An 18681-nucleotide genomic window follows, 5' to 3' on the forward strand; every position below is an offset into this window, starting at 1 on the left:
CTCGGGCTGCGGGGCTCTGGGCAAGGCAGGTGCAACTACAGCTCGGGGCTTCAATGGCAGTAACCCATGAAGCCAAGGGCGGCTAAGCTCTGTACTCAATCCCAGCTCCGAGGCCCCACGCATGTCCCAGCCCTGGCCCGCTGTCGAAATCGCCCGGATGATCCTCGCCGGCTTCGACGACTACCGCGATCATTTCCAGCGCATCACCCTCGGAGCCCGCAAACGCTTCGAGCAGGCGCACTGGCAGGACATTCAGCAGGCCGCCGCCGCCCGCATCAATCTCTATGAAGAGAAAGTCGCCGAAGTCAACGGCTGGCTGCGTCAGGCTTTTGCCACGGAGGTGCTGCTGGACGTGGAACAGTGGCCACTGGTGAAAAACGCCTATATCCACCTGATCGACCCACGGCTGGACGACGAGCTGGCAGAGACCTGGTACAACTCGCTGTTTTGCAGCCTGTTCAGCCATGACCAGATCAGCGACGGCTGCATGTTCATCCACACCACCCGGCCTTCCATGCGCGGCCGCGAGCGCGCCGCGCAAACCCGTACCTATCGGCTTGACGGCAGTCTCAGGAACTTGCTGCGCGCGGTGTTCGCCGATTACCCATTCGACATGCCCTATGGCGACCTGGAGGGCGACCTGACGCGGCTGGAAGAACAACTGCGCGAATGCCTGCCCGACTGGGTGTGCAAGGACCCGGCGCTGGCCGTGGAATTGTTTGTACCCGTGCTTTACCGCAACAAGGGGGCCTATCTGGTCGGCCGCCTGTACAACAGCGATGAACAGTGGCCGTTGGTGATTCCCTTGCTGCACCGCGAGGGCCACGGTATCGAGGCCGATGCATTGATCACCGACGAGGCCGAGGTGTCGATCATCTTTTCGTTCACCCGCTCTTACTTCATGGCCGATGTACCGGTGCCGGCCGAGTTCGTCAATTTCCTCAAGCGCATCCTTCCAGGCAAGCACATTGCCGAGCTATACACCTCGATCGGGTTCTACAAGCAGGGCAAGTCGGAGTTCTACCGCGCGCTGATCAACCACCTTGCCAGCAGTGATGACCGCTTTGTCATGGCGCCAGGGGTGCGGGGCATGGTCATGAGCGTGTTCACCTTGCCCGGCTTCAATACGGTGTTCAAGATCATCAAGGACCGCTTTTCGCCATCGAAAACCGTGGACCGCGCCACGGTGATCGACAAGTACCGGCTGGTGAAAAGCGTCGACCGGGTGGGCCGTATGGCCGACACCCAGGAGTTTGCCGATTTTCGCTTTCCGCGCAGCAAGTTCGAGCCAGATTGCCTGGCCGAGTTGCTGGAGGTGGCACCGTCGACGGTGGTGCTGGAGGGCGACACGGTGCTGATCCGCCACTGTTGGACCGAGCGGCGCATGACACCGTTGAACCTGTACCTGGAGCATGCCACCGAGGGCCAGGTGCTGGAGGCACTGGAGGACTACGGCCTGGCCATCAAGCAGCTGGCGGCGGCAAATATCTTCCCCGGCGACATGCTGCTGAAAAACTTTGGCGTGACCCGCCATGGCCGGGTCGTGTTCTACGACTATGACGAAATCAGCTTCCTGACCGAGGTGAATTTCCGCCACATTCCGCCACCGCGTTACCCGGAGGACGAAATGTCGGGCGAGCCGTGGTACTCGATAGGGCCGCATGATGTGTTCCCCGAAGAGTTTCCGCCGTTTCTGTTTGCCGATATGGGCCAGCGGCGGTTGTTCAGCCGCTTGCATGGGGAACTGTATGACGCGGACTACTGGAAGGGGCTGCAGGCGGCGATACGTGAAGGGAAAGTGATCGATGTATTTCCGTATCGGCGCAAAGCCCGGTGAGTCAGGTCGAGCAGGCCTGTCACTCCTTCAAACACTTCATCTCACTCAAATGGGAACGTACCTTGCCCAACCGTTCCTGCAGGAACCGCCGCTGCTGCGGAGTGCTTTGCTGCACCAGGTCCACCAGCAGGCTGCGCGCCTGCCGTTCGGTATTCTGATACGCCGCCCGGTACTCGGGTGTCCACAAACTCTCCTTGCGCTGCAACAAGGTCGCCAGGCGCGGCTCGAAGCTGGAGTCGTTGCGCTGGTTCATCGCCAAGAGCAATTGCTGCTGCCAGTGGGCGCGGTTGGCGATCCATTCACGGTTCTGGTCACCCAGCGCTTGAGACCAGGTCTGGATGCGTTGCTTCTGTACCGCAGTCAACTCGCCAAACCAGGGTGCCAGGCGTTTTTCCATGCGCTCGCTACGGCGGGCAATCTGCTTCGGCAAGGGCGTATCCACATACTGCTTCTGCCGCTCACTGATGTCTTCGCGGAAGGCCTCACGCATTTTCGCTACCTGGTCGTCGCTCATGCCACGCAGCAGTTCGGTGGCTGACGGGGTGATTTCCTCGGTCACCCGACCAATCGCTTCACGCACGTCGAGGGTGCTTTGTTGCAGGGCCTGGTCGGTCACCTGGCCGGCGGCGACCATGCCACGTAGCCGATCGAGCCAGTCGAGGTAGCCGGGCAGTTGAGTCTTGCAATGCCAGGCCAGGTGCTCGCGCAACCGATCGTCCAGCAGCGCCCTTTGCTCGCGGTTCATGTCCAGGTAGTCGCTCAGCGACCACGGCACCAGGCGGTCGAGGTTGCGATAGGCCAGGTCGATGCGGCTGCAGGCGGCCAAGGCCAGGGCGAAGCCGATGGCGATAAGCAGGGCTTTGGGCAGGCGTAGCGGCATGTGCTGTTCCTTCCTCAGGCTGGCCAGAAGGTAGATGCAAGTGCGGGCTGGCGGTTCCACTGCATGAGTGGTCGGGCCATGTGGTGGCTTCAGGTGTAGAATAGCCGCCTTGTCTTGAGGATCATCGGAAATGGCTCTGCTTGGGCGCTACAACAGTTTGCAAATCGTGAAACACGTGGACTTCGGTCTGTACCTGGACGGCGGCGCCGATGGCGAGATCCTGCTGCCCGGGCGCTACATCCCGAAAAACGCCGAGACCGAGGTCGATGACTGGTTGAACGTGTTCATCTACCTGGACAGCGAAGACCAGCTGATCGCCACCACCGAGAAGCCCAAGGTGCAGGTTGGCGAGTTTGCCAGCCTGAAGGTCAAGGACATCAACGGTGCCGGTATCTTCCTGGACTGGGGCCTGTCCAAGGACTTGCTGATGCCGTACTCGGAAGAGGCACGGCCGCTGAAGATTGGCGATTACTGCGTGGTGCACGTGTACCTCGACAAGCGTACCCGCCGGATCACTGCCACCTCGCGCCTGGACCGCTATCTCGATGTCACCCCGGCCGACTACAAGGTTGGTCAGCCGGTCGAGCTGCTGGTGGCCGGCGAAACGCCGATGGGCTTCAAGGCCATCATCAACAACCGCCACTGGGGCCTGATCCACAAGAACGAGGTGTTCAAGTTCTTGCGCTCGGGCATGCACGAGAAAGGCTTCATCAAGGAAATGCGCCAGGACGGCAAGATTTCACTGAGCCTGCAGCCGGTAGGCGCTGCCCTGGCGGACACCCTTCAAGAGCAGATCATGGCGCGCCTGGAAGCCGAAGGCGGGGTGTTGGGGGTGTGCGACAAGAGTGACCCTGCGCTGATCAGCAAACTGTTCAACGTCAGCAAGGGCAACTTCAAGAAGGCCATTGGCGGGTTGTTCAAGCAGGGCCTGATCGTCATCCATGACGATCGTATCGAGAAAGCCTGACCGCGTTACGGCTGTACGAAGTTGCGGAAGTCCAGCTGCTCGCCACCCGGACGGGTGTCGCGCAGCAGCGAGTCACGGTCGGCGCTGAGGGCCAGGCTGATGGTGGAGCGGCGCTTGCCAGGCTTGCGCACTTCCATCTGCTCCAGGTGAGCCTTGAGGAAATTGGTGGGTACCTTCAGGTGCTGCAGCTCATCGCTTTCTGGCGTGTGCAGCAGCAGGTTGACCCAGTCGGCCTGGCCTTTGCCCAGCAGTGCCACTGGCACTTCGAACCACCACAGGTTGCGTTTGTTGTCCAGGATGGCGAACAGCGTATTGCTGCTGGTCAGCACCGGGCGGGCCAGTGCTTCGTTGCGCCGGGCGATGGCGGCGGGTTTGTCGAGTTTCATGCAGGTTCCTGCGGGTTGACGCTATGAAGGCCTGCATTGTGAGGGGTGGCACGGGGCGGGGCAAGGTTTGTAACTGGCGGCGCATGTGCGAGCCTCTTCACCGGCTTGTGCGGTATTCGCCCGCAGTCTTACCGTCCGGCTTCTGACCGGGAAATCCGTTGAAACTCCTGGAGAAGGCGTTGGGTCCACCTAATGTCGACACGGTTCACGTGTCTCCATTTGCAGGAGTTTTGCCATGAGCGGTACTAAAGACAAAGCGAAAGGCTTGGCCAACGAAGCGATCGGCAACGTGAAACAGGGTGTTGGCAAGGTGACCGACAACGACAAGCTGCGCGGCGAAGGCAAGGCGCAGGAGTTGAAAGGCGAGGCGCAACAGATCAAGGGCAATGTGAAGGATGCGGTGAAGAAGCCTTGACTTGAGACGGCCTGTGCCGGCCTCTTCGCGGACGAACCCGCGAAGAGGCCGGCACTATACGTAAGCAAATTCTTCAACCACGGCCGGGAGCAGCACAGCACGGGCAGGGTCTATTAGACTTGTCTGTTGTAACGATCAAGCGGCGAAAGGAGACGCTATGATTTTCCCCGACCTGCGCGGCTTGCCCCTGCACCGCGTGCTGGTTCGCACCGTCAAGGAATTCCTCGACGACGAGATGTCCACCTATGCCTCAGCGCTGGCCTACCAGGCGCTGTTCTCGCTATTCCCCTTCCTGTTGTTCCTGATTGCCCTGATCGGTTTCCTGCACCTGCCGGACTTTTTCTCCTGGCTGCGTCTGCAATCGGAACTGGTATTGCCGCCCCAGGCGCTGGAGCAGGTGAATCCGGTGATCGACCAGTTGCAACAATCCAAGGGCGGGCTGCTGTCGGTGGGTATCGTGATCGCCCTGTGGACCGCCTCCGCTGGCGTGCGCCTGATGATGAGCGCCATGAACGCCGCCTACGATGTGCCCGAAGGTCGCCCGGTGTGGAAGCGTATCCCGCTTTCCATTTTCTACACCGTGGGCCTGGCTGGCATGCTGCTTGCGGCCGCAGCACTGATGGTACTGGGCCCCCAGGTGATGGAATGGATCGCCGCCCAGATCGGCATGCAGGAGTTCATCGTCACACTGTGGACCATCCTGCGCTGGCCGGTGATCATCATTCTGCTGATGGTGGCGGTGGCCCTGATCTATTACGTGATGCCTGATGTGAAACAGCAGTTTCGCTTCATCACCCCAGGCTCGGTGCTGGCGGTGGTGGTGTGGATCGTGGCCTCACTGGGCTTTGCCTACTACGTGAAGACCTTTGCCGATTACAACGCCATGTACGGCAGCATTGGTGCAATCATCGTGCTGTTGCTGTATTTCTATATTTCGGCCGCCGTGTTGTTGCTCGGCGCCGAAATGAATGCGGTGATCGAGCACATGTCAGCCGAAGGCAAGAACCCGGGCGAGAAAGACTTCGACGAGGATAAGCCCAAGGAAACCTTGACTGTACTGGGTCACGAGCACCCGAACCCGAGCAAGCCTCATAGCGTCGAGCCGAACCCCTGATGATCCGTGACATTCTCAAGATGGGCGATGAACGCCTGCTGCGCATCGCACCGCCAGTGCCCGAGCACATGCTTGGCAGTGCCGAACTGCAGCAGTTGATCGACGACATGTTCGAAACCATGCGTCACGTAGGCGGTGTGGGCCTGGCTGCCCCGCAGATCGGCATCGACCTGCAGTTGGTGATCTTCGGCTTCGAGCGCAGCGAGCGATACCCCGATGCCGAGGCGGTGCCGCAGACCATTCTGCTGAATCCGGTCATCACCCCGACCTCCAGCGAGGTCGAGGACGGCTGGGAAGGTTGCCTGTCGGTGCCTGGCCTGCGCGGCGTGGTGCCGCGCTTCAAGCATATCGGCTACCAAGGCATCGACCCCCACGGCAACCCGATCAGCCGCTTTGCCGATGGCTTCCATGCACGGGTGGTGCAACACGAGTGCGACCACCTGATTGGCCGGCTATACCCCTCGCGCATCCAGGACTTCGCCAGGTTCGGCTACACCGATGTGTTGTTCCCCGGGCTCGAGGTCAGCGAGGACTGACCTCGCTGCAGGGCTACCAGGCGTTTGTTGCGCTGATAGCGTTGCAGGCGGCTGGCCAGGGCTTCTGGCAGTTGCTGGGCCAGGTCGAAGCCCAGGCGCTGGTAGAAGGGCGTTAGCTCGGGATGACAGAACAGCCAGACAGGCCCGCCAACTTGCACCAGCGCTGCCTCGACCAACCGCGCGGCCACCCCTTGGCTGCGTCGCTGCGGGTCGACGAACAGGCCGGTCAGCCAGAACCCCTCACTCACCGCACTCAAGCTCAGCCCGGCGATGATGCCAGGCGCCCGTGCTACCCACAGTTCGGCGTCGTTTGCAGCGCGCATGCGTGAGCTGTGCTGGCGGTAGAAGTGGTCCAGCAAACGGCGTTCTGTGTCCGAAAGCTTCGAACAGGACAATTGTTCAGAAATGGTGAGTCCTACCCTGAAACGTGGCCAGAGGCTCTGGCCTGATGATTTGCGGCCACTTTGTCGCAGATTGTTGCAAAACCGGCAAGGGTGAATATCCGACTCCGGGGTTCAACTATTGCTGGCCGGGAGTAGAATTTTGTTCATCCCCCCTGGCAGTACGAAGCGGGATCGGTACTTCGTGCCATCTAGACCATAGATGACAACTTCTCCGCGCCGGATACGGCAATAGAAGTCAATCGATCAGCTTGAACGCGCAAAAGGCAAAACCACATGAAACCATTACTGATTCTTGCATTGGTCGGTATGTCCTCGTTCGCCCTCGCCGATGAGGCCAAACCCGTTTCCAGCGAGCCTGTGGCTCAGCAGTACGACTACTCGATGAACCTGGACATCAAGCGGGTGATCAACCTGTCGACCATCCCCAATGTCTGCGAAGTGGTACCTGCGACCATGACCTATGAAGACCATCAGGGCCAGGTGCACACCATTCAGTACCGGGCCATGGGTGAAGGTTGCCAGCAGGGGTGATAGATAGGTAGTGCGATGAAAGTTGCTGCTGGCTTCCATGTGATCGCCGCGGCATTTTCACCGCCCGTGGGATCGAGCGCCGCCCGCGCGGCGCATCGCGAGCAAGCTCGCTCCTACATTTGTTTCGGGCCAGTTATTCCTGAGGCAGAAGCGCGCGGCCCTTTGGCGTCCTCCTCGATATCGGGTGGCGCAAACAAGGCGGTCGCGCGCGTAGGCACAGGCAATACTGGCCCGAAACAAATGTAGGAGCGAGCTTGCTCGCGATGCGCCGCGCGGGCGGCGCTCGATCTCTCAGCTGCCCCCCGTCAAAATATTCTCCTCCACTGTCGATTTCCCCTCCCTCAGTTCGACCATAAGTGAAGGCACGCACGCAGTGTGCCAAAACACCCTGTCCTGTCGGAGGACCCCCGATGAGCACCGCAGCCGAAACCGAAATCCGCCAATTGATCGAGCGCTGGATGCAAGCCGTGCGCGATCGCGACATCCCGGGCATCATCGCCCCCTACGCCGACGATATTGTCGCCTTCGATGCCATCCAGGCCCTGCAATTCAAAGGCAAGTCCGCCTACACGGCGCACTGGGAAATGTGCATGGGCATGTGCACCGGCCCCATGGTCTTCGAACTTGCCCAACTTACCGTGCACGCCGCTGGCGATCTGGCCCTGGCCCATTGGCTGAACCGCTGCGGCCCGGGCGATGACGAAAGCCAGTGCGGCTTCATGCGCGCCACGGTGGGCTATCGTCGTCAAGGCGGCCAGTGGCAGGTAATCCACGAACACTGGTCGGCGCCTTTCGACATGGAAACGCAAAAAGCCCTGTTCGATCTCAAGCCCTGAGCCGTTATCGCCAAACGCACTTAGCCAAATGCCCTGGAGGCGACCATGAAATACCTGTGCCTGGTCTATTGTGACGAGGGGCTGTTGCACAGCCTGCCCGACAGCCCGGAAGACGCCGAATGCATGGCCTACGCCGAAGCCATTCACGGTTCCGGGCGAATGCTGGCGGCCGAGGCGCTGAAGTCGGTGCAGACTGCTACCACGGTGCGCATGCGCAACGGGCATATGAGCCTGACTGATGGCCCGTTTGCCGAAACCAAGGAGCAACTGGCCGGCTTCTACCTGGTGGAGGCCCGCGACCTCAACGAAGCGCTGAGTATCGCCAAGGGCATCCCTGCCGCGCGGGTCGGCAGTGTCGAGGTGCGACCAGTGCGCGAGCTGCAACCCTGACCGCCAAGGAGAACAATCAGCATGAGCCTTGCACCCATTGCGCAAGCGCAACACGAGTTGTCCATCAGCCGCCTGATCGACGCACCACCGGCCAAGGTATTCCGCGCCTGGACCGAACCCCAGTGGCTGATGCAGTGGTGGGGGCCGCACGGCATGACCACCCCGGAATGTGAAATGCAGTTGTGGGCCGGTGGCCTGTTTCGCACTCTGATGCGGGCGCCGGATGGCAGCGAGTACCCGAACCAGGGCGTTTTTCTGGAAATTGCCGCGCCACGCAGGCTGGTGTTCACCGATGCCTTCGGCCCTGGTTGGGTACCGTCGAACAAGGCCTTCATGACCGCCGTGATCAGCTTTGACGAGGAACAGGGCAAAACCCGTTACACCGCCCGTGCCTGGCACTGGAATGCCACTGACTGCCAGGCTCATGAAGAAATGGGCTTCTACCAAGGCTGGGGAGAAAGCCTGGACCGTCTTGTGGATGTGGTGACCCAGCGGATGCCCGACTGATGACAGCACCGGCACAGGTGCGCGCCGAAGTCGAGGCCGTGTACCGGCAGGAGTCGCGGCGCATCCTGGCGACACTGATCCGCTTGCTGGGTGATTTCGACCTGGCCGAGGAGGCCATGCATGATGCCTTCTTCGTTGCCGTCGAACGCTGGCAACGCGACGGCATCCCCGCCAACCCGCGAGCGTGGCTGGTCTCTGTCGGGCGCTTCAAGGCCATCGATGCGCTGCGCCGGCGCGCCCGCTTCGACCGCTCCCAGGCTGACTTGAGCATGCTGCTGGAGGGCCAGGCGCAGGACCCCAGTGAAGAAGAACTGCTGGCGGATGACCGCCTGCGGCTGATCTTCACCTGTTGCCATCCGGCCCTGTCGCCCGACGCTCAGGTGCCATTGACCCTTCGCGAAGTCTGCGACCTGACCACCGAGCAGATCGCCCGCGCCTTTCTGCAAAGCCCGACAACCATCGCCCAGCGCATCGTGCGCGCCAAGGCCAAGATCCGTGACGCCGGCATACCGTACCAGGTACCAGAGCTGAATGAGCTGCCTGAGCGCCTGGAAAGCGTGTTGCGGGTGATCTACCTGGTGTTCAACGAGGGCTATTCGGCGTCATCGGGCGAGACCCTGCTGCAGCAGGCGCTGAGTGATGAAGCCATTCGCCTGGCGCGGTTGCTGGTGCAGTTGCTGCCCGACCCGGAGGCGGTCGGCCTGCTGGCGTTGATGTTGCTGCAGGCGTCCCGGCAGCGGGCGCGTATCGATGGCCAAGGCAATCTGGTGGTTCTGGAGCAGCAGGATCGTAGCCTGTGGGACCGGCAGTTCATTGCCGAAGGCTGGGAACTGGTGCGCCAGGCCCTGCAGAGCCGTGCATTCGGGGCCTATACCGTCCAGGCGGCGATTGCTGCTGTGCATGCCGAGGCGGCGACGGCTGAAGAAACCGACTGGGGGGAGATCGTCGGGCTGTATGACGTATTGCAGCGGTATTGGCCATCAGCGGTGGTGGAGCTGAACCGGGCGGTGGCGCTGGCGAAGCGGGATGGGCCGGAGGTTGGCTTGCGGGAAGTCGAAGGGATCCTGGCGCGGGGGGAGTTGCTGGACTATCACCTGGCACATGCGGCGCGCGCCGAGTTGCATTGCCAGCTGGGGCAGGTGGACGCGGCGCGTGCGGCCTGGCAGCAGGCGCTGGCCTTGACACGGCAGGCGCCAGAACGGCGGCATATCGAGCGGCGCTTGCAGGCTATCGAATGATGTGGGGTGTGCCGGCTCTTTGCGGGCCAGCCCATATCCCACAGGATGCCCGCTAAATCAACGAATTAGCGGGTTACCCAGGAGAGCAGCCTTGAAGTAGGTGCTGGCTGCATCACACTTCAGCTAGCCACAAAGTTCGGCGGCGACACCAGCTCGACGGTCTGCTGCTTGCGCGGTGCCAGGATCTCGGCTTCACCCGCGACCACCAGCTCGTCGTTCTGGTTGTACACGTTGGTGGCGATGCGCACCTTGAACTTGGGCAGCTTCTCGAGGATTTCCAGGCGCACGGTCAGGGTGTCGCCGATTTTCACCGGCTTCTGGAAGCTCATCTGCTGGCCCAGGTAGATGGTGCCAGGGCCAGGCAGTGTGCAGGCCACTGCAGCACTGATCAGCGCGCCGCTGAACATGCCGTGGGCAATACGTTCGCGGAACATGCTCTTGGCGGCGAACTCGGCATCCAGGTGAACCGGGTTGTGGTCACCGGACATCGCAGCGAACAGCTGGATGTCGCGTTCTTCAACGGACTTCTTGTACTCGGCCTTCTGGCCGACTTCGAGGGCTTCGTAAGGCGTGTTGGTGACCTGGGACATCAATGCTTCCTTAAGCGTTGGGCGAGGGCGGCTATCATTCGCTGCGTGCAGGGCGGCCAAGGGCCAGCGCCTGTTCAAGCCAGCCGAGAATGTCGGCGATGACCTCGCCACGGTTGGTTTCGTTGAGTACTTCATGCCGCGCCTCCGGATAGACGCGCAGCTGTACATGTCGATTACCGGTCGCGCGCAGGGCGTCGGCCAGGTGGGTGAGACGCTTGCCGGCACTGACCGGATCACATTCACCGCCGATCACCAGCATCGGCAGGTTGGGATCGATTTGCGCGAGGTTACCCGGCTGACTGATCTGCGCCAAGCCTTGTAGCAGGTCGAGCCACAACTGGTTGGTGCAGCGAAAGCCACATAACGGGTCGTTCACGTACTGATCGACCTCGTCCGGGTCGCGGCTGAGCCAGTCGAATGCGGTGCGGTTGGGCTTGAAGGCGTTGTTGAACGAACCGAAGGACAACCATTCGATCAGTGCACTCTTGCCCAGTGGCCCCTGGCGCCAGGACTCCAGCCGGGCAATCAGCCGCGCAAAGCGGTACAGCACGGCCGGTTGGTAGTTGGAGCCGCTGAGGATGGCCCCGTGCAGGCTGCCACTGTGATGCAGCAGGTAGGCCTGGGCGATGTAGCTGCCCATGCTGTGGCCGAACAGGAACAGCGGCGTGCACGGGTACTGCTGGCCGATGTGCTGGGCCACACATCCCAGGTCGTTGACTACGGCATTCCAGCCATGATGTCGGGCGAACAGGCCGAGGCTGCCCAGTTCGGCAGTGCGCCCGTGGCCACGCTGATCGGCTGCGAACAGGGCAAAGCCGGCCTCGCTCAGGGCTTGGCCCAGGCGCTGGTAGCGCCCGGCATGCTCGGCCATGCCATGGGCCAGCAGCACCACGGCCTTCACCGGTGTGGCCGGCAGCCATTGGTGTACGTACAGGCTGCAGTGCTCACTGGCGGGCAGCCAGAAGGCGTCGTGGGGCATGGCGGGTCCTTGTGCGCGCGGTTACCCGAACAGTGTATGCACAACCGGCCGGATTGCAGGAGGGGCACAAATAAGATTCACAATGTTAATGGCGGCACTTGGCGTATATGCCACCTTGGGCTTACCTGCTAACGTCGGATCAACGCCTTTTCGCCAGCAGGCGATCAGGTAAAGGACTAAAGGACGCAGTGCAGGTCCAGGCAGAGGAACAATAATAAATGCAAGCCGACTTCTGGAATGACAAGCGCCCGGCGGGCGTGCCTTCCACCATCGACATCAATGCCTACGCCTCGGTCGTCGAGGTGTTCGAACGCTCCTGCAAACGCTTTGCCGACCGCCCGGCGTTCAGCAACCTGGGCGTGACCCTCAGCTACGCGGAACTGGAGCGCCATTCGGCTGCCTTCGCTGCCTGGTTGCATCAGCACACCGACCTCAAACCGGGTGAGCGCATCGCCGTGCAGATGCCCAACGTGCTGCAGTACCCCATCGCCGTATTCGGTGCCATGCGCGCCGGGCTGATCGTGGTCAACACCAATCCGCTGTACACCGAGCGCGAGATGCGCCACCAGTTCAAGGACAGCGGCGCGCGTGCGCTGGTGTACCTGAACATGTTCGGCAAGCGCGTGCAGGAGGTACTGCCTGATACCGGTATCGAATACCTGATCGAGGCAAAGATGGGCGACCTGCTGCCGACCGCCAAGGGCTGGCTGGTCAACACCGTGGTCGACAAGTTGAAGAAGATGGTGCCAGCTTACCAGTTGCCCCAGGCGGTGCCGTTCAAGCAGGTGCTGCGCGAGGGCCGCGGGCTGTCGCCCAAACCGGTGTCGCTGAACCTCGATGACATCGCTGTGCTGCAGTACACCGGCGGCACCACCGGCCTGGCCAAGGGCGCCATGCTCACCCATGGCAACCTGGTGGCCAACATGCTGCAGGTGCTGGCCTGCTTCTCGCAGCACGGCCCCGATGGGCAGAAGCTGCTGAAGGACGGCCAGGAGGTGATGATCGCGCCGCTGCCGCTGTATCACATCTATGCCTTCACCGCGAATTGCATGTGCATGATGGTGACCGGCAACCATAACGTGCTGATCACCAACCCGCGGGATATTCCCGGTTTCATCAAGGAGCTGGGCAAATGGCGTTTCTCGGCCTTGCTGGGCCTCAATACCCTGTTTGTCGCACTGATGGATCACCCGGGCTTCCGTCAGCTGGACTTCTCGGCACTGAAGGTCACCAACTCTGGTGGCACAGCGCTGGTCAAGGCGACCGCCGAGCGCTGGGAAGACCTTACCGGGTGCCGCATCGTTGAAGGCTACGGCCTGACAGAAACCTCGCCGGTAGCCAGCACCAACCCTTACGGCCAGCTGGCGCGTCTGGGGACGGTGGGTATCCCCGTGGCGGGTACTTCGTTCAAGGTCATCGATGATGACGGTAACGAACTGCCGCTGGGCGAGCGGGGCGAGCTTTGCATCAAAGGCCCGCAGGTCATGAAGGGTTACTGGCATCAGCCCGAGGCAACGGCCCAGGCACTGGATGCAGAAGGCTGGTTCAAGACCGGTGATATCGCGGTGATCGACCCGGACGGCTTCACCCGCATCGTCGACCGCAAGAAGGACATGATCATCGTCTCGGGCTTCAACGTGTACCCCAACGAAATCGAGGATGTGGTGATGGGGCATCCCAAGGTCGCCAACTGTGCGGCAATCGGCGTGCCGGACGAGCGCTCAGGCGAGGCGGTCAAGCTGTTCGTGGTACCGCGCGAGGGCGGGGTGAGCGTTGATGAGCTGAAGGCCTACTGCAAGGCCAACCTCACCGGCTACAAGGTCCCCAAGCACATTGTGCTGCGCGAGTCATTGCCGATGACGCCGGTGGGCAAGATTTTGCGGCGTGAGTTGCGCGACATAGCGTGATACCAGGATGGCTTCTTCGCGGGTAAATCCGCTCTTACACCGCCCGATGTAGGAGCGGGTTTACCCGCGAATGCCTCTAAACTGCTCTAAAAGGCTGTATACAGCCTTATCTGCGACATTTTGGATAATTACTCTAAAAATGACTTGTATTGTTCATTGAGTCATTTTTGTGACCGTAAGGCCTATTTTGGCCTCTAGGCGACCCCAGGCAAAGCTGTTACTCTCGGCCCGCTTCCAGATGATCCGGTTTGCAACGAACCGTCATCTCATATCAATAATAAGCGCATCGACGCGTGAATCGAACTTCGCTGTTGCTGAAGGAGTGGGCTTCCATGATCGAAAATTTTTGGAAGGATAAGTACCCAGCCGGGATTACGGCGGAAATCAATCCTGACGAATTCCCCAATATCCAGGCGGTACTCAAGCAATCCTGCCAACGCTTTGCCGACAAACCGGCCTTTAGCAACCTGGGCAAGACTATCACTTATGGCGAGTTGTATGCGTTGTCGGGGGCGTTTGCCGCCTGGCTGCAGCAGCATACCGACCTCAAGCCGGGTGACCGTATTGCCGTGCAATTGCCCAATGTCCTGCAATACCCGGTCGCGGTCTTCGGTGCCATGCGTGCCGGGCTGATCGTGGTCAACACCAACCCGCTGTACACCGCGCGGGAGATGGAACACCAATTCAACGACTCGGGTGCCAAGGCCCTGGTGTGCCTGGCCAACATGGCCCACCTGGCCGAAAAAGTGGTGCCCAAAACCCAGGTCAGGCACGTTATCGTCACCGAAGTGGCCGACCTGCTGCCGCCACTCAAGCGCCTGCTGATCAACAGCGTGATCAAGTACGTGAAGAAGATGGTGCCGGCCTACAACCTGCCGCAGGCCGTGCGTTTCAATGACGCCCTGGCGCTGGGCAAGGGCCAGCCAGTGACCGAGGCCAACCCGCAGGCCAACGACGTGGCGGTGCTGCAATACACCGGCGGTACCACCGGCGTGGCCAAGGGCGCCATGCTGACGCACCGCAACCTGGTGGCCAACATGCTGCAGTGCCGGGCACTGATGGGCGCCAACCTGCACGAAGGCTGCGAAATCCTCATCACTCCGCTGCCGCTTTACCATATCTATGCGTTTACCTTCCATTGCATGGCGATGATGCTGATCGGCAACCACAACGTGCTGATCAGCAACCCGCGAGACTTGCCGGCAATGGTCAAGGAACTGGGCAAGTGGAAGTTCAGCGGCTTTGTGGGCCTCAACACCCTGTTCGTTGCCTTGTGCAATAACGAGGCGTTCCGAGCCCTGGATTTCTCGGCGCTGAAAATCACCCTGTCGGGCGGCATGGCCTTGCAGCTAAGCGTGGCCGAGCGCTGGAAGGCCGTTACCGGTTGCGCCATCTGCGAAGGCTACGGTATGACCGAAACCAGCCCGGTGGCGGCGGTGAACCCGTCGGAAGCGAACCAGGTGGGTACTATCGGCATTCCGGTGCCGTCGACCCTGTGCAAGATCATCGACGACGCCGGCAATGAGCTGCCGCTTGGCGAAGTGGGCGAGCTGTGCGTCAAGGGCCCGCAGGTGATGAAGGGCTACTGGCAGCGGGAAGACGCCACGGCCGAGATTCTCGACAGCGAAGGCTGGCTGAAGACCGGTGACATCGCCCTGATACAGGCGGATGGCTACATGCGTATCGTCGACCGCAAGAAAGACATGATTCTGGTCTCGGGCTTCAACGTGTACCCCAACGAGCTGGAGGACGTGTTGGCGGCCCTGCCGGGCGTGCTGCAGTGCGCGGCCATTGGTGTGCCGGACGAGAAGTCGGGTGAAGTGATCAAGGTGTTCATCGTGGTCAAGCCGGGCATGACCGTGACCAAGGAACAGGTAATGGAGCACATGCGTGCCAACGTTACCGGTTACAAGGTACCGCGCTACATAGAGTTCCGCGATTCGCTGCCAACCACCAACGTGGGCAAGATCCTGCGCCGCGAACTGCGTGACGAAGAGCTCAAGAAGCAAGGCTTGAAGAAGATCGCCTGACCATAAACCTGCACGCTCAGTGTGGCAGCGGCCTCGTGTCGCGAAAGGGCCGCGACGCGGCCCTGGGATTTTGGCGGCGATGCGACAATGGTTGGGGGCGCTATGCGCCCCTTTCGCGACACAAGGCCCCACAATAAGATGCGGCGCCGTCTTCAGACATTGTGAGCCCCTGTAGAAGCGGGTTTACCCGCGAATACGGTAGTGGCGACAACGGTGAACGGCGGGTGGATATCGGTCAGCAGGGCCGGCCCTTTCGCGGGTAAACCCGCTCCTACATCCGCGCAACTCAGCGCAGCTTCTCGAGCATCTGGTAGTACCACATCCCCGCCGCCAGCAGCGGATTCCCCAGCAAGTCCCCCATCGGCACCCGCACATGCTTGCACTGGGCGAAGGTGTCGAACTTCTCCAGCGTCCCGGTCAACGCCTCGGCCATGATTTCACCCATGATGTGGCTGGTGGCAATGCCATGCCCCGAGTAACCCTGGCAGTACCACACGTTGTCCGACAGCTTGCCCAACTGCGGGATGCGGTTGACCACGATGCCCATGGCGCAGCTCCACTGGAACTCGATCGGCACCCCCTTCAATGCCGGGAAGGTGCGTTCGATGCAGGGGCGCAATTCGCCTTCGATGTCGCGTGAGTCCTTGCCCGAGTAGTTGGCGCCGCCGCCGAACAGCAGGCGCTTGTCGGCCGTCAGGCGGTAGTAGTCGAGGACGAAGCGGCAGTCGTACACCGCCAGGTCCTGGGGGTTGATCTGCTCGGCCAGTTCACCCAGCGGCGCGGTGGTGACGATACCGCCCATGGCTGGGAAGATCTTGCCCTTGAGCTGGCGCTTTTCCAGCTTGTGATACACATCACCGGCCAACATCACCTGGCGTGCCTCCACCCGGCCGTGGGCGGTAACCACCGCCGGGCGCGGGCCATGGACGATGTCCAGTACTTCGGAATTTTCGAATATCAGTGCACCCAGGCCATGTGCGGCACGGGCTTCGCCCAGGCACAGGTTGAGTGGGTGCAGGTGCAGGTTGCGCAGGTTCTTCAACGCGCCCAGATAAAGCGGGCTTTGCAGATGCTCCGCCACTGCAGAGCGGTCGAGCAGTTGCACCTGCTCGCCCATGCCGCGGCGCCGTGCTTCGGCCTCGAACGCACGCAGCTCGTTCATGTGCGAAGGCTTCATGGCTGCATGCAGGTGGCCACGCTTGAGGTCGCAATCGATGCCATAGCGCGCCACGCGCTGCTCGATCACCTGGTGCCCGCGCCAGCGCAAGTGCCAGATGAAATCGTCGACTTCGGCGCCCAGGTGGTTGCGCATCTGTGCGCGCATGGCTTCGTCGCCCGACAGGCTGCCGGTGACCTGGCCACCGTTGCGCCCGCTGGCGCCCCAGCCGATGCGGTTGGTTTCGACTATGGCGACCTTCAGGCCGCGCTCGGCCAGTTCCACTGCCGTGGCCACGCCCGTAAAACCACCGCCGATGATCGCCACATCCACCTGTACTGTGCCCTTGAGTTGCGGGTACTCGCTGTGGTCGTTGAGGGTGGCGCTGTAATAGGACGGCGCGCGCTGCGCCGGGCCGTTGTTCAATGCTGCGTTCATGGGTGTTCCTTGTTATGTGGGGGCTCAGGCCTGGTGCAGGTACCAGCGCCAGTCCTGTTCGCTGACTTCGGCCATGAACTGGCGGTACTCGGCGCGCTTGACCTTCAGGTACACGCCAAGGAAGTCTTCGCCCAATGCTTCGCGGGCCCAATCGGAATGTTGCAGGGCGTCGAGGGCGGTCAGCCAGTCGGTGGGCAGGTGTTCGGTGGCCTGGGCATAGCCGTTGCCTTCAACGGGGGCGCCTGGGTCAAGCTGTTCGCGGATGCCCCGGTGGCTGGCAGCAAGGATCGCCGCTGCAGCCAGGTAAGGGTTGGCATCAGCGCCACAGATGCGGTGCTCCACATGCCGGCTGTTGGCCGGGCCACCCGGCACGCGCAGGCTCACGGTGCGGTTGTCCACGCCCCAGGTTGGCGCCAGTGGCGCATAGCTGTTGGCCTGGAAACGGCGGTACGAGTTGGCGTTGGGGCAGAACAGCAACAGCGAGTCGCGCAGGTGGCGCAGCATGCCGGCCACGGCCTGGCGCAGCAGCGGGGTGCCGGCCTTGTCTTCGCTGGCAAACAGGTTGTTGCCGTCGCTGTCGGCCAGGCTCAGGTGCATGTGCATGCCGGTGCCGGCCAGCTGGGCGAATGGCTTGGCCATGAAGCAGGCCTGCATGCCGTGGGCATGGGCCACACCTTTTACGAGGCGTTTGTAGCGCACCGCCTGGTCCATCGCCTGCAGCGCATCGCCATGCTCCAGGGTGATTTCCACCTGGCCGGGGGCGTACTCCGAAATGGCCGTGCGCGCCGGGATGCCTTGGGCCTTGCAGGCAGCGTACAGGTCGGCGAGGAACGGTTCGATCTGCTCCAGTTCGCGCAGGCCATAGACCTGGGTGCTGCGGGGGCGGCCGCCGTCGTTGTCCAGCGCCGGTTGTGGGCGGCCTTGGGCATCACGCTGCTGGTCAAGCAGGTAGAACTCCAGCTCGCAGGCCATCACCGGGTGATAACCGTCAGCCTTCAGCGCTTCGATGGTGCGCAGCAGCACATGGCGTGGGTCAGCGATGCTGGCGGGCAGGCCCTCCTTGGGGTGCATGCTCACCTGCACTGCGGCGGTGGGCACCCGGCGCCAGGGCAGGCGCACCAGGCTGCCGTCAAGCGGGTAGGCACGGCAGTCGATATCGCCGACGTCCCACACCAGGCCGGAGTTTTCCACGTCGTCGCCATTGAGGGTCAGGCCAAGGATGGTGCTGGGCAGTGGCCGGCCGGTCTGGTACACGGCCAGCAGTTCCTCGCGGTGCAACAGTTTGCCGCGTGGCACGCCGTTGGCGTCGAGGATGAACAGTTCAAACAGCTCGATATCGGGGTTGTCGGCCAGAAAACGGGTAGCCTGCTCTACAGGGGCAAAGTGCATGATCAATTCGCTCATGGGCGCGCAGGGCCACCGCGCAAGCAGGCGGCCCGGATGAGTCAAACGGCCAGAAGGTGGCCGGGTTTGGTCACAATGGCGTGAGCGAGGTGTCCGGTGGGCGCGCGTGACGGCAGTGCCACAAGGCCCAGAAGGC

The 18681-nt window shown here is 61.8% G+C and carries 19 protein-coding genes; 12 read left to right on the forward strand and 7 right to left on the reverse strand.

Annotation, left to right across the window (positions count from 1 at the left end):
* The first annotated feature begins 121 nt into the window (after positions 1–121).
* On the forward strand, positions 122–1837 hold the full coding sequence (gene aceK / locus QCL51_RS06305; RefSeq protein WP_028697745.1) for a bifunctional isocitrate dehydrogenase kinase/phosphatase: 1716 nt from the start codon (positions 122–124) through the stop codon (positions 1835–1837).
* A 19-nt stretch (positions 1838–1856) separates the two neighbouring features.
* On the opposite strand, the gene QCL51_RS06310 is transcribed toward aceK, so the two are convergent.
* Entirely contained in the window at positions 1857–2717 is an 861-nt protein-coding gene (locus QCL51_RS06310; protein ID WP_021783392.1) for a DUF6279 family lipoprotein, read from the reverse strand.
* 130 nt (positions 2718–2847) lie between these two features.
* Between QCL51_RS06310 and QCL51_RS06315 the strand changes: the two genes are divergently transcribed.
* On the forward strand, positions 2848–3684 hold the full coding sequence (locus tag QCL51_RS06315) for a S1-like domain-containing RNA-binding protein (RefSeq protein WP_021783393.1): 837 nt from the start codon (positions 2848–2850) through the stop codon (positions 3682–3684).
* Positions 3685–3689: 5 nt separating this feature from the next.
* Here the strand turns inward: QCL51_RS06315 and QCL51_RS06320 are convergent, their stop codons facing one another.
* Positions 3690–4070, reverse strand: coding sequence for a hypothetical protein (locus QCL51_RS06320; RefSeq protein WP_103462163.1), 381 nt, complete (start codon positions 4068–4070; stop codon positions 3690–3692).
* Between the two features lie 235 nt (positions 4071–4305).
* On the opposite strand from QCL51_RS06320, the gene QCL51_RS06325 reads away from it, so the two are divergent.
* The 3 genes from QCL51_RS06325 (at position 4306) to def (ending at position 6135) form a co-directional block, all read left to right on the forward strand.
* Complete coding sequence (locus QCL51_RS06325) at positions 4306–4485, forward strand: CsbD family protein (protein WP_021783395.1); 180 nt, start codon at positions 4306–4308, stop codon at positions 4483–4485.
* Between the two features lie 157 nt (positions 4486–4642).
* The gene (locus tag QCL51_RS06330) at positions 4643–5599 is read left to right on the forward strand and encodes a YihY/virulence factor BrkB family protein (protein ID WP_021783396.1); all 957 of its coding nucleotides are present in this window, start codon (positions 4643–4645) and stop codon (positions 5597–5599) included.
* Positions 5599–6135 (forward strand): peptide deformylase, encoded by a 537-nt coding sequence (def, locus tag QCL51_RS06335; RefSeq protein ID WP_021783397.1) that lies wholly within the window; start codon positions 5599–5601, stop codon positions 6133–6135. Before QCL51_RS06330 ends, def begins: the two co-directional genes overlap by 1 nt.
* Here the strand turns inward: def and QCL51_RS06340 are convergent.
* Positions 6090–6494, reverse strand: a complete 405-nt coding sequence (locus tag QCL51_RS06340) for a GNAT family N-acetyltransferase (protein ID WP_021783398.1) — start codon at positions 6492–6494, stop codon at positions 6090–6092. The two genes, def and QCL51_RS06340, sit on opposite strands and share 46 nt — an antisense overlap.
* A gap of 318 nt (positions 6495–6812) precedes the next feature.
* On the opposite strand from QCL51_RS06340, the gene QCL51_RS06345 reads away from it, so the two are divergent.
* The 5 genes from QCL51_RS06345 (at position 6813) to QCL51_RS06365 (ending at position 10041) form a co-directional block, all read left to right on the forward strand.
* Positions 6813–7070, forward strand: a complete 258-nt coding sequence (locus QCL51_RS06345) for a DUF2790 domain-containing protein (RefSeq protein WP_003254632.1) — start codon at positions 6813–6815, stop codon at positions 7068–7070.
* Between the two features lie 410 nt (positions 7071–7480).
* A complete protein-coding gene (locus QCL51_RS06350) occupies positions 7481–7906 on the forward strand; it encodes a nuclear transport factor 2 family protein (RefSeq protein WP_021783399.1) in 426 nt (141 codons plus the stop codon).
* 45 nt (positions 7907–7951) lie between these two features.
* Complete coding sequence (locus tag QCL51_RS06355) at positions 7952–8296, forward strand: YciI family protein (protein WP_021783400.1); 345 nt, start codon at positions 7952–7954, stop codon at positions 8294–8296.
* Between the two features lie 21 nt (positions 8297–8317).
* Positions 8318–8803: an SRPBCC family protein gene (locus QCL51_RS06360; protein WP_021783401.1), complete on the forward strand. Its 486-nt coding sequence runs from the start codon at positions 8318–8320 to the stop codon at positions 8801–8803.
* Entirely contained in the window at positions 8803–10041 is a 1239-nt protein-coding gene (locus tag QCL51_RS06365; RefSeq protein ID WP_338444645.1) for an RNA polymerase sigma factor, read from the forward strand. Before QCL51_RS06360 ends, QCL51_RS06365 begins: the two co-directional genes overlap by 1 nt.
* 119 nt (positions 10042–10160) lie before the next feature.
* Here QCL51_RS06365 and QCL51_RS06370 read toward each other — a convergent pair whose 3' ends face one another.
* The gene (locus tag QCL51_RS06370) at positions 10161–10631 is read right to left on the reverse strand and encodes a MaoC family dehydratase (RefSeq protein WP_003254624.1); all 471 of its coding nucleotides are present in this window, start codon (positions 10629–10631) and stop codon (positions 10161–10163) included.
* A 34-nt stretch (positions 10632–10665) separates the two neighbouring features.
* Complete coding sequence (locus QCL51_RS06375; RefSeq protein WP_021783403.1) at positions 10666–11610, reverse strand: alpha/beta hydrolase; 945 nt, start codon at positions 11608–11610, stop codon at positions 10666–10668.
* Positions 11611–11828: 218 nt separating this feature from the next.
* Here QCL51_RS06375 and fadD2 point away from each other — a divergent pair, with 218 nt between their 5' ends.
* Positions 11829–13517 (forward strand): long-chain-fatty-acid--CoA ligase FadD2, encoded by a 1689-nt coding sequence (gene fadD2, locus QCL51_RS06380; RefSeq protein ID WP_338444646.1) that lies wholly within the window; start codon positions 11829–11831, stop codon positions 13515–13517.
* A gap of 332 nt (positions 13518–13849) precedes the next feature.
* Entirely contained in the window at positions 13850–15547 is a 1698-nt protein-coding gene (gene fadD1 / locus QCL51_RS06385) for a long-chain-fatty-acid--CoA ligase FadD1 (protein WP_103462166.1), read from the forward strand.
* Positions 15548–15833: 286 nt separating this feature from the next.
* Here fadD1 and QCL51_RS06390 read toward each other — a convergent pair whose 3' ends face one another.
* Both QCL51_RS06390 and QCL51_RS06395 read right to left on the reverse strand, forming a co-directional pair.
* Positions 15834–17141, reverse strand: coding sequence for an FAD-binding oxidoreductase (locus QCL51_RS06390; protein ID WP_021783406.1), 1308 nt, complete (start codon positions 17139–17141; stop codon positions 15834–15836).
* 24 nt (positions 17142–17165) lie between these two features.
* Positions 17166–18530, reverse strand: a complete 1365-nt coding sequence (locus QCL51_RS06395) for a glutamine synthetase family protein (protein ID WP_028697748.1) — start codon at positions 18528–18530, stop codon at positions 17166–17168.
* Positions 18531–18681 lie beyond the last annotated feature (151 nt).

The sequence above is a fragment of the Pseudomonas sp. LTR0 genome (assembly GCF_036630035.1).
GTDB classification, from domain to species: domain Bacteria; phylum Pseudomonadota; class Gammaproteobacteria; order Pseudomonadales; family Pseudomonadaceae; genus Aquipseudomonas; species Aquipseudomonas putida_Y.

Bases quoted from the DNA above. Each gene is read 5' to 3' on its own strand.
- QCL51_RS06375 (WP_021783403.1), bottom strand. From the start codon at position 11,610: ATGCCCCACGACGCCTTCTGGCTGCCCGCCAGTGAGCACTGCAGCCTG.
- QCL51_RS06365 (WP_338444645.1), top strand. From the start codon at position 8,803: ATGACAGCACCGGCACAGGTGCGCGCCGAAGTCGAGGCCGTGTACCGG.
- aceK (WP_028697745.1), top strand. From the start codon at position 122: ATGTCCCAGCCCTGGCCCGCTGTCGAAATCGCCCGGATGATCCTCGCC.
- QCL51_RS06390 (WP_021783406.1), bottom strand. From the start codon at position 17,141: ATGAACGCAGCATTGAACAACGGCCCGGCGCAGCGCGCGCCGTCCTAT.
- QCL51_RS06310 (WP_021783392.1), bottom strand. From the start codon at position 2,717: ATGCCGCTACGCCTGCCCAAAGCCCTGCTTATCGCCATCGGCTTCGCC.
- QCL51_RS06395 (WP_028697748.1), bottom strand. From the start codon at position 18,530: ATGCACTTTGCCCCTGTAGAGCAGGCTACCCGTTTTCTGGCCGACAAC.
- QCL51_RS06355 (WP_021783400.1), top strand. From the start codon at position 7,952: ATGAAATACCTGTGCCTGGTCTATTGTGACGAGGGGCTGTTGCACAGC.
- def (WP_021783397.1), top strand. From the start codon at position 5,599: ATGATCCGTGACATTCTCAAGATGGGCGATGAACGCCTGCTGCGCATC.
- QCL51_RS06345 (WP_003254632.1), top strand. From the start codon at position 6,813: ATGAAACCATTACTGATTCTTGCATTGGTCGGTATGTCCTCGTTCGCC.
- QCL51_RS06320 (WP_103462163.1), bottom strand. From the start codon at position 4,070: ATGAAACTCGACAAACCCGCCGCCATCGCCCGGCGCAACGAAGCACTG.
- QCL51_RS06350 (WP_021783399.1), top strand. From the start codon at position 7,481: ATGAGCACCGCAGCCGAAACCGAAATCCGCCAATTGATCGAGCGCTGG.
- fadD1 (WP_103462166.1), top strand. From the start codon at position 13,850: ATGATCGAAAATTTTTGGAAGGATAAGTACCCAGCCGGGATTACGGCG.
- QCL51_RS06360 (WP_021783401.1), top strand. From the start codon at position 8,318: ATGAGCCTTGCACCCATTGCGCAAGCGCAACACGAGTTGTCCATCAGC.
- QCL51_RS06325 (WP_021783395.1), top strand. From the start codon at position 4,306: ATGAGCGGTACTAAAGACAAAGCGAAAGGCTTGGCCAACGAAGCGATC.
- QCL51_RS06330 (WP_021783396.1), top strand. From the start codon at position 4,643: ATGATTTTCCCCGACCTGCGCGGCTTGCCCCTGCACCGCGTGCTGGTT.
- fadD2 (WP_338444646.1), top strand. From the start codon at position 11,829: ATGCAAGCCGACTTCTGGAATGACAAGCGCCCGGCGGGCGTGCCTTCC.
- QCL51_RS06370 (WP_003254624.1), bottom strand. From the start codon at position 10,631: ATGTCCCAGGTCACCAACACGCCTTACGAAGCCCTCGAAGTCGGCCAG.
- QCL51_RS06315 (WP_021783393.1), top strand. From the start codon at position 2,848: ATGGCTCTGCTTGGGCGCTACAACAGTTTGCAAATCGTGAAACACGTG.